This is a genomic window from Deltaproteobacteria bacterium, from assembly GCA_016210005.1.
In the GTDB taxonomy this organism is placed as follows: domain Bacteria; phylum Desulfobacterota; class Binatia; order HRBIN30; family JACQVA1; genus JACQVA1.
In genome coordinates this window covers 1-13,071 of sequence record JACQVA010000121.1, presented here as the reverse complement: position 1 = coordinate 13,071, position 13,071 = coordinate 1, and the positions used below count along the sequence as shown (strand labels likewise).

8 protein-coding genes are annotated in these 13,071 nt (G+C 62.6%); 7 read left to right on the top strand and 1 reads right to left on the bottom strand.

Annotated features, from left to right (window positions below):
* The 7 genes from HY699_11620 to HY699_11590 form a co-directional block, all read left to right on the top strand.
* The coding region (locus tag HY699_11620) for a hypothetical protein (GenBank protein ID MBI4516450.1) at positions 1–1,847 on the top strand (1,847 nt) is incomplete at its 5' end.
* 55 nt (positions 1,848–1,902) lie between these two features.
* Complete coding sequence (locus HY699_11615; protein ID MBI4516449.1) at positions 1,903–2,130, top strand: hypothetical protein; 228 nt, start codon at positions 1,903–1,905, stop codon at positions 2,128–2,130.
* Positions 2,131–2,163: 33 nt separating this feature from the next.
* A complete protein-coding gene (locus HY699_11610) occupies positions 2,164–2,397 on the top strand; it encodes a hypothetical protein (protein ID MBI4516448.1) in 234 nt (77 codons plus the stop codon).
* A 154-nt stretch (positions 2,398–2,551) separates the two neighbouring features.
* Positions 2,552–2,914 (top strand): iron-sulfur cluster assembly scaffold protein, encoded by a 363-nt coding sequence (locus tag HY699_11605; GenBank protein MBI4516447.1) that lies wholly within the window; start codon positions 2,552–2,554, stop codon positions 2,912–2,914.
* Positions 2,915–2,978: 64 nt separating this feature from the next.
* On the top strand, positions 2,979–5,345 hold the full coding sequence (locus tag HY699_11600; GenBank protein ID MBI4516446.1) for a LamG domain-containing protein: 2,367 nt from the start codon (positions 2,979–2,981) through the stop codon (positions 5,343–5,345).
* A 72-nt stretch (positions 5,346–5,417) separates the two neighbouring features.
* Entirely contained in the window at positions 5,418–6,008 is a 591-nt protein-coding gene (locus HY699_11595; GenBank protein ID MBI4516445.1) for a hypothetical protein, read from the top strand.
* A complete protein-coding gene (locus tag HY699_11590; GenBank protein ID MBI4516444.1) occupies positions 6,005–9,988 on the top strand; it encodes an RHS repeat protein in 3,984 nt (1,327 codons plus the stop codon). Before HY699_11595 ends, HY699_11590 begins: the two co-directional genes overlap by 4 nt.
* A gap of 221 nt (positions 9,989–10,209) precedes the next feature.
* Here the strand turns inward: HY699_11590 and HY699_11585 are convergent, their stop codons facing one another.
* Positions 10,210–12,924, bottom strand: a complete 2,715-nt coding sequence (locus tag HY699_11585; GenBank protein MBI4516443.1) for a Tn3 family transposase — start codon at positions 12,922–12,924, stop codon at positions 10,210–10,212.
* Positions 12,925–13,071: the final 147 nt, after the last annotated feature.

Here is a 13,071-nt window from a genome sequence, read left to right as displayed (position 1 = left end):
TCAACCGGCTGGAGGACGGCAGGGCTTTCTACGGAGTGGATACCGGCCTTGCCTCGGCCGCCAACGCTTACGAGGTGACCCTCGCCCCGGCTCCGAGCGACCCCCTGCTGGCAGGAGCCCTGGTCCATTTCAAGGCTGCGAAGACCAACACCGGCGCAGCTACCCTCAAGCTGAACACCCTCGCGGCCCTTTCGATCAAGAAGAACGTCAACCAGGCTCTCGAGGCCGGGGACATCCTCCAGAATCAGGTGGTCTCCGTCATCCATGATGGCAGCAACTTCCAGATGGTGGTGGGGGCTAAGGCAGCTCTCCAGCTCAACGAGCTGACCGACGTGAACCTGACGAGTCCGGCCAACCTCGACGTTCTTCAGCGGGATGCGTCCGGCCAGTTCGTCAACCGCTCGCTGGCCGCCGCCAACATCGCCACGAAATCGGTGGTCGACGCCCACCTGGCCAACCTCAGCAACCCCCACGCGGTCACCGCGGCCCAGGTGGGTGCCGTGCCCACCTCGCGGCAGGTCAACACCACCTCCCCGCTTCAGGGTGGAGGAGCGCTTTCGGCCAACCTGACGCTGTCGCTGGGCGTGGTCCCGGTCAACCTGGGAGGGACTGGCATCTCGGCCTACACCACCGGAAACTACATCCGCGCCGCCGGCGCCAGCACCCTTGAGCAGCGCACTCCGGCGCAGGTCTTGAGCGACATCGGAGCCCAGGCCGTGGATGCCACTCTCACCTCTCTGGCAGCGCTGGGCACCGCCTCCGACAAGATCGCTTACACCACCGGCGTGGATACCTGGGCGGAGACGACTTTGAGCGCCTTCATTCGGACGCTTCTCGATGATGCCGACGCCGCGGCCGCTCGGGCCACCCTGGGCGTGGGCGCCGGGGCGGGGGATGTCCTCAAGGTCGGCACCCCGGTCAACAATCAGGTCGGTGTCTGGACCGGGGATGGGACCCTCGAGGGGGACGCGGATTTCACATGGGACGGGGAGACTCTGTTGCTCAACCCGACCCACACGACTTCCAGCGAGAAGACGCTTCGGATCGAGCCCACCTGGAATCACGACTCAATCCATAGGGCTTTTTCTGTAAACCCGATCGATACATTGTCTGACGCAAGTTCCAGGTTGATGGAGTTGCGACTAGCCTCCGCTGACCGTTTTGTTGTGATGAAAGACGGCAGATTTGTCGTGACTCAATCACTAACAACCTCTGGGACGGGCGGTCTATTTAACACGACATTCAACAACAACTCTGCGCTGGAGGCTTTCAGGATTAACGTCACCGACACACTCTCAAGCGATATGGCGGCATTGTTTGCGTTGAGATTAGCCGGAAACGATGTGCTCAGGGTGCTCAAGGACGGTCGGACTGCAATTACAACAACTGTGAGCTCCTCGACAGGCGGGCAGGAGGCGTTATTGTTGACGCAGACGCTGAGCCGCGATGGCGCCCACGGCCTGCATATGAACATCACTAGCAGCCCTCCCAATAACGTGGGCGCAAACATCCGCGCCGCTTATATCGCTCAGGCGCACACCGTGAACTCGGGCAGTCTGGCAGACGGCCACGCAGCCGGCATCACCCTGGCTCCGACCTATAACGCCGACACGCCTACCCGCACGGTGACACGCCACAACTATCTTGAGCTGCGCGATATCGCGCTCGGTGCCGGTGCTGCGGTCACCGACGCTTGCGTGATGCGCTTCGACGCCGCCGCGGGCACCCACAAAGCCGTGGACGGGAGCACCACCAAGAGCAGCCCGGGGTCGGTCGATGCCTGGGTCAAGGTCAACATCAACGGGACCCTCTACTATCTGCCGGCTTACACCAGCAAAACGTCCTGAGAAGGCGACAGAATGGCACTCGTCGCCCAACAGCAGAATCACGACAAGGAGGTTCATGAACATGGCGCTCTCCGCGAAGACGGGTGAGGAACTCCGGAACTACGTCCAGATGAAGATGCAGGAGCTGGGCGGACCGCTGGAGTTCCTGGAGTGGCTCTCCATCACGACCACCCAGAAGAATTTCCTGCTGGGCGACTTCAAAGCCCACCAGGTGGCCGCCTACGACGCTTCCATCTCCGATTCCAACGCCGCCAAGACCCGGCTCGGCACGGACATTCCCTGAGGATTCTCGCGAAACCAGAAAGGAGTTTTCACGATGTCTACTCTGCAGAAGGAACGCCACTCGAACAACCTGGAGAACCCTCTTCCGAGTCGGCTCGAGGTCCTGGCCCGGTTGGGCGAGGCTTACCTCGTGCTCGAGGCCCATCAGGTCTCCGCCCAACAGTGCGTGATCAGAATCCAACAACTCCGTGCCCTCCTGCAGCGAGTCGAGCAGGAGACGCCCATCCAGACCGCAGGCTCGGAGCTCGAGAAGGTGATGCCTTCCTGATCCCTTTCCACTGAGTCCTTTCACTACGACCACAGCGCTGCTCCCTCCCCGGTCCCATCCCGGGGGCCGGGGAGGGGTAGCCACCTATTGCCCACCGACTGCCGGGGAGGAGATTTCTCCGACCATCGATCGCACCGACAGGAAGGGAATCCCGATGTATTCACCCCAGCTCCTGGATCACTTCTATCACCCGAGAAATCAGGCCGAGCTCGAGGACGCGAGCTTTGCGGACGCCCGCTATGACCGCTGCGGAGATTGGCTGCGCCTTTTCGTGCGGCTGGAGAACGGCAGGGTTGCCGAGGCTTGCTATCAGGCCGTGGGCTGCGGTGCGGTGCTTGCGGTCGGCTCTGCCGGCACGCAGTTGATTCTGGGAGAGCCTGTGCAACAGGCCAGGCAACTGACCAGCCAGGCGCTGGAGGCGGCCCTGGGTGGGATTCCCGACACCAAACGCCACGCTATCGAGATGTTCCTGGGCTGTCTTCGCCAGGTTCTCGATTCTGCACCACTGATAACGTGATACGGATGAGCAACATCGCTGCTGCTTACTGTCGCAGCTCCGAAACGAAAGGCAGGAAAAGAAAGTGAACAACTTCCCCTACGAAGGAAAAAGCCAGCTGCAGACCTCCGGCGACGCGATTGTCGCGGAACTTCAGCAGCAGTATCTCAAGGCCGAGGACATTCTCCTCGGACTGGTGCGTCCCGACTCCAACGTGAAGCTGATCGCTCACTTTGACAAGAGCCTCCAGAGCCATCTGGGACTGGTGGGAACCGGCACGGGAGCCATCCGCTACTGGGCCGGAAAGTTCTCCGGCTCTCAGGGCGTGCTGGTCGAGGCTGCCGGGACGAACCTCCACACCAATCCCTCCGCGGAAGTAGACCTCTCCGGCTGGTCGGCGAACGATCCAGCCGTCGCCCTGACTCAGGAAAGCGGGCCGACCTATGAGGAAAACGACACCGTCAGCGTCGGATCCTTCAAGATCGCCGGTACAGGGGACGCCGGAGCGGGCTACGTCAAGAGCTCGCTGGCGGTCGGCAGTTCCACCTCCTATTCCGCTTCCATCTATGCCTACTCAAGCACGGCGATCAAAGCCAAGCTGGAGATGTCTTTCTCGGGCGGTACTCCGGTCGCGTACGACTCAGGCGAGGTCGCCCTGGCCGCCGAAACCTGGACGCGGATCGAGCTCGAGAACAAAGCTTCCAACGACAACACCAACTGCGAGATCCGGATCTACCTGGTCCAGGAGGATCCCGACTTTGCCTCAGGCTCCCGGCTCTCCCACCGGACTCCTACCGCCACCGCCCCGGTCACCGACGCGGCCATGAGTATTTCCGCCGGCGACGTGGTCATGTGCGCCGTCACCGCCAATCCCACCGGGCCCAAGGAGTATGCCTGGCACATGGTGACCGCCGGCGCCACGGGTGTATCCGGCGCGGCCTTGCGCCTGGACGACCAGACCGCCGCCCCCACGTTCGTAGGCGCAAGTCGCTTTTCCCAGTGGGCTCCAGCCGGAGGCGACTCGGTTCTGGTCACCGACGGTGCCCTGGTCCTCAACGCCGGGGATTTCGTGTTCTGCAATCTGACCGGTGAAGGCTATGGCTGGCACCTGGTGACCACTGGAGCGACAGGCGCCTCGTCCGCCGCTTTGCGCCTCGACGACGACCCGATCGCGCCTGACTACGTGACGGGATCTCGGTTGACCCGCTTCGTTCCGACCGCCACGGCCCTGGTGACCGATGGCGCCATGGCCATTTCGGCCGGCGACCTGGTGATCTGCCGGACGTTGTCCAACCCGGCCAGCTCAGGTTATGCCTGGCATATGGTGACCACCGGCGGAACGGGGGTCTCCTCGTCCGCGCTGCGCCTCGACGGTCAGAGCCTCGTTCCCACCTTCGCTTCAGGGTCCAGGTTCTCGAAGCTCTCCCCCACCGGCACCGCCCTCGACACCGACGGTGCCCTGGTGCTCGCGGCCGGCGACTTCGCTCTCTGTCATCCGACCAGGAACCCTGTGGAAACCGACTACGGCTGGCACATGGTCACCACGGGGGCGACCGGCGTTTCGTCGTCAAGCCTGCGGCTCGACCAGTGCTCTTCTGCGGTTCTCTACGCGGACTGCGTGCAGGTCGAGCAGGCAGAGCTCGTCTCCAGCTTCATCGACTCCTACCAGGGTGCCGGTTTCTCCGGGAGCCTGGGCTCATCCACCTCGCGTGCAGCCACGAAGCTGTCCTATGCAAGTTCGGGCATCCTGTCTGCGACGGCGGGGACGATCGCCTTCTTCATCTACCCCTTCTGGGCCGGAGACAGCGGCAAGGAGCAGGTCCTGTTCGATGCCGCGCTCGCCGAAGCCAGGGACCGGATCCGACTGTCCAAGAGCGTGGAGAACAAGCTGGTCTTCTCCATCTACGACGCCGACGGCCAGCTCAAGCAGGTGGTCGCGAACACGGCCTTCACCTTCGCCCGGAAGACGTGGCAGCACATCGCCGCCACCTACAGCTCCGGAACACTCAAGCTCTATCACAACGGTTCCGAGATGGCCACCACCTCCGTGGGCTCCGGCTCGGGATCGGTCACCAGCGTCGCCTCGGAGTTCTTCCTGGGCACGGACTATCTGGGCAACCTGCTTCAGGGAGCCGTCTTCGACGACCTGATCATCCGGGCCACGGCCGCCTCCAATGACGAGATCGGGCAGATGGCCGTGGGCAACAAGGCCTATCTCGGCCTGTCCAACTCGGTCAGCGGCCTGGCCATCGGGGCCGGAAATGCGACCACCGATGCCTCGGCCGGAACTCAGTCCTCGGTGGCCCACGGCCTGGGAGTCAAGCCCGCATTCGTGAGCCTCACGCCGCGGAGCAACGGGACCGTCTACCTTTCGGCCGAGGCCGATGCCACTAACTTCTATGTGAAGGGCTCGGGCTCGTCCCTTAACTTCGACTGGCGCGCAATGGCCTGAACACCCCGTTTGAGGAGGGGTTGGCTAGGCGGCGGCGAGCCTGGCTGGCCAGCCTCTCCCAAGCGGAGCCTGATGAAGGAGAAAACCATGGGAAGCAACCATCTCTACCTGCCCTCGAGCGTGCCGTTTCAGGGTACCAAGGCGGTACAGTCGGCGAGCGTCACGTCCAGCTCGGGTCCACTCAACGCGGTGCTGCCCGGATCTGTCCTGACCCTTACGTTTGCGAGCTGGGGTGATGTTCACGTCGTGGTGTGCAGTTTCGCAAAGAGCGCGATCGTCAACGGCCAACCTGTAGACCTCAACATCCCGGTGGGGAGTTTCGCGTCCGTCACTCCAGGATACGGCCTGGACCCCATTCCCAGTCCGGTGGGTACGAAGGCCATTTCCCTGGCTAGTGTGCCGAGGCCGAAGCGGGGATTCGTGGGCATCACCGTTGAGGTCACGCTGCGCGATGACGTCACTTACTGGTTCGATCCCAAGGTCGAGGCCGAGGCGGCCTCGCGGCCGGGAGTCCAGACGTACCGCGGTCCCTGGATTTCCATTCACAATCCCATTGGGATCCAGGGGTGGTGGTGGTACCAGGCTTTCAACATCATCACCCCACTGGAGCATGATCGCGATGCTCGGCTTCGATGTGTCGGCGGAAAGTGGGTGGTGTCATGACCGGCAACGTCAACCTGAACTTTCCCGCTCTGGCAGCGCCCTTCGGGCATCTGGGATTAGGTTTCCTGAGCTACGATTCCCTCGACTTCGACGCGGACCCGGACCCGATCCGGCACGCCCCCATCGGCGGCGGCACCTACTTCTTTCCTCCGCTCCCGCCACGGAATCTCCCGCGAGAAGGGGAGATCGCTCGGGGATGGAGCCTGGATCTGTATGTGCGTATCCAGGAGGATACCCTCGGGAATCCCACTTTCCGCGACGGGGCAGGTCGGTTCGAGCAGTGGTCCAAACAAGGGGCCTCCTATGTCCCGCTCCACGAAGACAACTACATTCAGGCGACCAAGACTGACGGTTCCTATACCCTGACCTTTCGGGATCAGACACGCATGCTGTTCGATACGACCGGCCGTATCACGTCTCAAGTCGATCGCAACGGCAACGTCATGAACTATCAGTATGAACAAAAGACGTTCACGATTTTCCAGGGCGGGGTCCGGTTTGACTACATCCAAAACGTCCTGACCAGTGTTCAGGATGGTAAAGGCAGAGCTCTCTACCTGACCCATAACTCCGATGGGCTGCTCGTGTCGATCCGCGATACTCGCGGCACCGTAAGTCGGGAAACGCTCCTCGAGTATGACTCTCAAAGAATGCTGACCGCTCTCGTCGATCCCGTCGGGAACCGCACTCGGTTTCTCTATGATTTGACCGGAAAGCTGTCTGGTGTAAGCGATCCACGATTCGGTACTTCGAGCTATACCTACTACCCGTCGGGCTGGTTCAAAGGAAGGCTCCAGACCGAAACTCACCGGCAGCAGAAAATCACCCGGTCATACGACCTCGCCCTGGGCAGGATGACGGCAACGGTCGAAGACCTGTCCTCGCCGACCGCTGTTCCCCGTACTTATGTCTTGACCTACAATGAGCGTTACCGTGTGACCAAAGTGGAAGACCCGCTCGGGAACGTGTGGGTCCACGAATACAAGGATCCCAACAATCCCTACCTCCGTACGCGCACCATCGATCCGAACCTGGCCAGCACGACGTACACGTACAATGCCCAGAGCAACCTGGCCAGCATCACCGACACCCAGGGCAACAACACCGAGCTGAAATATATGGAAGACCTGTATGCCCCGGGGTCTCGGCCGCTGCACGCCAATCTAGTCTATGAGATTCGCCGGCCCGAGGTGACGGTGGGCGGGGTGAGACAGAAATACCCCCCGATCAAGCTGCGCTACGACGGGCTGGGAAACCTGGAAGAGGTCATCGACCCGGCCGGAAAGACCATGAAGCTCGAGCGCCAGGCCGACGGGCAGATCACGGCCATCACGGATCGGCTGGGCAACCGAACCCAGCTCTCCTACTATCCGAACGGCAACCTCCAGAGTATCACGACGCCCGGGGGGGCGGACGGGGGACTCGCGCGGACCACTCTATTCAGTCATGATCCCTTTGACAACCCCACCTCCGTGACCGATCCCGTGGGCAACGTATGGCGCTATCAGTTTGATGCGGGCGACCGGCTTTTGAAGGCGACCGATGCTCGGGGCCAATCCGTCACTTTGAGCTACCTCGAAGGATTGTTGCAAACGGTGACCGCCCCGGCCAACCAGGGCTCCGGGGGCAACCCCCGTACCACCCGCTACCGCTATGACTCGACGGGTCAGCTCGAGCGCATCCTTTCCGAGGTCGCCCCGGGGGTGGAGCAGATGCGGGCCCGCTTCGACTATACCGGCTTCGGCGAGCTCAAGAGGCTGATCCGCCTCATGAACGGCGCCGAGAAAGCCACGTCCTACTCCTACGATTCACTGGGCCGAGCCGTCAGCAGCAAGGACCCACTGGGCCGGACCAGCACGGTCTCCCACGCTCCCTTCTGCAACTCTATCAGCGAGACCACCGCGCGAGGGGTCAAGCGAACGTATGCGTTCGATACCCTGTGTCAGCTCAAGGAGGTCGAGGTTTCGGCCGGCAAGACCACCTATGCTTATGATGAATTGGGGCGGCTGGTGAGCGTCACCCAGCCGGGGGAGTCGGGGGCGGTCTACGGCTCGGCTCGCTACGGGGTCGACAAGTACGGGGCGGCCGGAAGCGCTTCGGAGAGCCGGCGTTTCGAGTGGGACTCGCTGGACCGGTTGACCCGCGTCATCTTTCCGGACGGGAAGACCATTCAATACGGCTACGATGCCGAGGGCCAGCTGACCCGGCTCACGGACGCCTTCGGGAAGGTGACCGCCTACACGTACTATGCGGATGGCCGCTTGAAGACGGTGAGCGTGCAGCGCTCGGCCGAGGCCGACCGGGTCTTCTCTTACCGGTATGATGTGGCCGGGCGGCTGTCGGAGATCGTCTATCCGGCCTCGACCGGTATCGTGTGCCGCTTTCAGGACGCGGCCGGCAACCCGGGCTGGAACGCCAACGGCCAGCTCACCCATCTGCGCTATCTCAAGAACGGAGCGCACTTCCACTCGTTCGAATACTCGTACGATGCCTCCGGGAACCGGACCCAACTGGTGGACACGCCCCAGAACACGGCCAACAAGCTGACCTGGCAGTACTCGTACGATTGGCTCAACCGCCTCTCGGAGGTGAAGAAGGGGGTGGGGGCGGCCACGCCCGCCACCGAGCGCGTCTACGTCTATGATGAATCGGACAACCGGACCTATCTGGACGTTCATCCCTCCAACATGTCGCACCGCTACACCTACGATGTGGCCGATCAGATCAGCAAGCGCCAGGAGGGCCCGCTCGGTTCCCGGACGGCCGGGGACTATACCGACAAGGAGACGTTCACTCACAACGCGGACGGCAACATGATTGCCAGGGTGCTCAACCCCGGCGGGAGTGAGGTCACGACCACATATACCTACAACGATTTCGACTCGCTGGTGCGCTGGGAGCAGCAGCCTGCTGGGACGTCGGCATCGCACAGCTACGATGCCGGGCGGATCCGCAAGAGCAAGATCGGCACCGACGGCGTTAACCTCGAGTTCAAGCACTCGGGGCTGCCGGTCGTGAGCGAGAAGCGCGATCCCAGCGGGACTCCGACGGAATGGGCCTTCATCATCGGCGACCAGGTCCTAGGATTCCAGAAGGGGACAGACTTCTTTTACTTCATCACCGATGGACTAGGTTCGGTGAGGGTCTTGGTTGAGGCTGACGGCGATGAGGCGGCCCACTACGTCAACGACGAATTCGGCAATCGAGTTGAGGTCAGCGAGACTAGCGGCGCCAGCTCTCAAACTTTCGTGGGAGCTCTGGGGGTGCGCGACGAGATGCCCTCATCGGGCCTCTACCTGATGGGTCTGCGTTGGATGGATCCTCGGCTCGGCCGTTTTTTGACTCAGGACCCGATTGGTTACCTGGGTGGCCCGAATCTCTACAGCTATGTTGCTGCGAATCCAGTAAATTTCGTCGATCCTGAGGGTCTCGAAACGTTGGTGAATCCCGGGATTGGCAAGGGCATAGGCGAACTTTTGCTACCTGTTGCCGAAAAAGTGGGTGAGTTCGTAGCTGGAGCCGGTGCCACATCAACAGCTGCGACCAGCGCTACAGGAATCGGAGTCATCGCGGTTGGCGGAGGAGCCATCACCGCAGCATGGCTTGGAGCTCTGCAGGCACAAGCGGAAGCGGCTCGAGCGGAAGCCTGGGCACTGGAAACCGAGTCGCGGCTTGCGGTCAAAATGGCTGCTATCAGGCGCAACCCACAGGGTTTCGGGAGGTTGTCCGCTGAAGACCGGAGCAAAATCGGCCGTATCGGGCAATGCCACTCGCAGTACGCCAAGGATCTCTCGTTTTGCGGCAATTTGACCGCTCAGAGCTGTCAGGGCAAACCAAAGCTCGAAGGAGTAGACGTGCAGGCTAGCTTGGCAAGTATCAAAGGAGTGTGCCGTCAAGTCGCCATGGCTCGGTTTGCTGCGTGCTTGGCGCGGGCCCATGGCGGGACTAGATTCCAGCTCCCTCCAAGATACCCGTTCTAGGAGATTACTTATGTTCGGTTCTTCAGAGTTCGAGGACTTACACTCGTCGGTATCGGATCTCATTAAGGGAAAGAAGTATGCTGAAGCGGAGAGGATGCTGGTCGCCAAACTCCAGGAATTGCCGGAGCAACGCGGTTACGAGTATGTCTACGCACTGTTGTCAAGCTGCTTGACTATCCAGCAGAAGTCTGACGCGGCGCTCAGCTGTTTGGAAGACGGAATCACTCGCACTGGTGATGCAGGGGGGTTGCTCCGTATCCGGCTGGCCGCCGGGATGGCTGCTCAACGTGGCAGGTTGGAGGAAGTTGCGGCCGTTCTTGAGGGTCTTGCAGGCAAGACTTTAGGTTCCTTGGAGAACGGCGAGCTCGAGTGGCTCTTTTCAGAACTCGAGCAGCAGTACAAGGAGGACGAACAGCTTCAGGTCCTGAGGAGCAAGTTCGGCCGCTAAGGCCGAGGCACCAGGCTGAAGATGAAGCCGGGGGTGGCGAGCGCCTGCGCCTGTAGCGCAGGATGAAGAGGGTCTTGTGGATCCGTCCGAGCTCCTGCAGCCCGTGCTGAATCCCGCTCATGCGTTTCATGGCCTGGAACTTGGCGACCAGCAGGGTAGCCGTGACGGTGCCTTCCTTGAGTGAGGCGGCCACCCGGTGCATGTCGTCCCAGCACCGCTCGATCAGCTCCCGGCGGATCCGGCGGCCGCGCAGCAGCCAGCCCATGGGTCCCTTCTTCTGGCGTGCGCTCATCGGATAGAGGACCTGGCCCGGCAGGTCGCGCAGGCGGGGCGAAAACATGCGACCCTCCAACTCGAAGAGGCCGAAGATGATCTCGGTGTAGCCGTGAGTGTCGGTCATGTGCTCGAACAGGGGCAGATCGGTCTCATGGCGTAGGGCAGCGTCCAGGGCGGCGGCGGCCTCGCGCTCGTGACAGCCGATGACCTGGACGTAGGGGTGGGAGTACTGATCTGAGGTCATGTCGTAGACCGTAATCCCCCGCCGCACCCCGAAGTAACGCGGATGATGGCTCGCCATGAGGGAGCTGCCCGAAACGCCGAAGCGGATGCCGTCAGTCATAGCCGCTGTGCCTGGTCCGAAGGTTCCCGCTAGGGCCAGCGAGTGATGGTAGTTGACTGCGGCCACGATCGCCGCCCGCCGACATTCCTCCCGAAAGTACCAGTCGGACAGGTAGGTCAAATGGTGGTAGGGCAGATCGGCCGAATCGGCCATGTTGGTGAGGGCCAGGTTGCACCCGTGTGCCACCAGGACGGCGAAGAAGTTCGCCTCCAGGAGCGGATTGTGCCCCCCCGCCGGTACGCTGGGATGGGAGAAACAATCGCGCAGGCCGATCCAGGCGTCCACCTCGGGCAGCAAACCTGTCAGCTTAATCCGCGGCATCAGCTGCTGAACCTCTTTCTTGAGGGCCTCGGCGCTGGCCGGGACCTCGATAGCGTCATCCCTGGAAAGCTTCAGCCTGCCCCCGGCCTGGCTGGCGAAGTCGTTGTCCTCCCAGCCTTCGGCTAAGCGCTGCAGCGCCTCGTCCATCAGGGCTTCCAGGTCGTCGAGGTAGCGCCGGGGATCGGTAGCGGCATGCCAATCCGCCCACCATCCGTCGCGCCGCAGCTCCCAATCCTCGGGGCTGAGCAGGTAGCTGGTCCAGTCGCGGTGCTGCCAGCTGCCCACCACGTAGAGGTCCGAGGACTTGATGCTATCCCGGATCTTCTCGGCCAGGGCCAGCTCCCACATGGGCCTGTCCAGGGTTGCCGCCTGGTCTGGCTGGATGGCCTCGCGCCAGCTCTCGTCGGCGAAGTCGGTAAGCGTATCCGGCGGCAGCTTGCGTTTGCCCTCGGCGCGCATCTCCTGGAGAATCGCCACGGCGCGCAGCACGGGCTCTGCCGCCTGATTTCCGGTGAACTTCAGGGCGTCCAGGACGCAGGGTAGGAAACTGCGTAGACTGCGATGTCTCTTTCGGGCGTAGTCGAGACTGTTGTAGTCCTCGGGACGTTGACTGTCGCCAGCGCTATCGTAAGCCCGCTGCAGTTCCGCCTCCGGCACCACCTCGAAGGCCATCGGACGCACCTCCGGGTTGGACACGGTGCGGTCGAGCAGCACTCCCACGGCCTTGCGCAGGGTGATCAGGCACCAGTTGATGACCGGCCCCTGGCGCGCCTGATCGGCCTGCATCGCGTTCTCGGAGCGCGTAAAGAGACGCCCGATCAGCACGTTGAGCATGGTGACGATGTCGTCGGTGAGGGTCGCCTGCAGCTCCTGCAGCCAGAAGGTCAGGATGGCGTAACGCTTCTCCGCTGCGAACCGCTCCAGCGCAGTACTGGAGTAGTTGCGGCCTAGGCCGGCCAGTTGTCGCGCCCGGTTGCGCACGAGCCAGGAGAGGTCCATCTCGCCCACGCCCAGGCCACGCACCAGGTGGAGCTTGTCCGTCAGCTCCCGGATGTGCCGGCTGGAGGCCTGGCGGGGCGGCTCCTTCAGCCAGGAAAACCGGGTGCCCCGCTTGCCATGAGGAGTCTCCAGCAGGGCCTGCATGGCGGTCTTTTGCACCTCGGAGAGAAGGCCGCAGATGCGACGATAGATGCGCCACTCGGCACGCACCCGGGCCGAGCGGACCACCCGGCGCAACACGTCGCTGGAAGGGAACAGGATGCGCTGGCGGCGCAACCAGGCCTCGGCTTCTTCTAGAAGGGCCGCGGCGTCATCCCTGCGCATGGCCTCCTCCACCAGATGGCGACGCAGGGGCGTGGCGTCGGCCGCCTCGTAGGCGCGGACCTGCAGGTAGACACGGATCTGAGCGACGTGGTCGTCCCGGGTCTGGGGCCGGCGACCGTAATCCCCGAGGACCCCCGGCTCGATGCCCAGCTGCTCGCCCACAAAGCGCACCACCACGGACGGGACTGCCTCCAGGGAAGGCGGCACCCAGTTCAGGAAGCGCACCAGCAGAAGGTAGAGGGCTAGCCCTGCCCTTGCCCCACAAGGGGGACTGGACAACTTGAATTTCTTCCGCTATACTGGTCCGAGTGGGAGGGCAGAGCCAGATTCACAGGCGCCTATCGCAGCCCGAAGGCATCGTCCGGGTGCGTC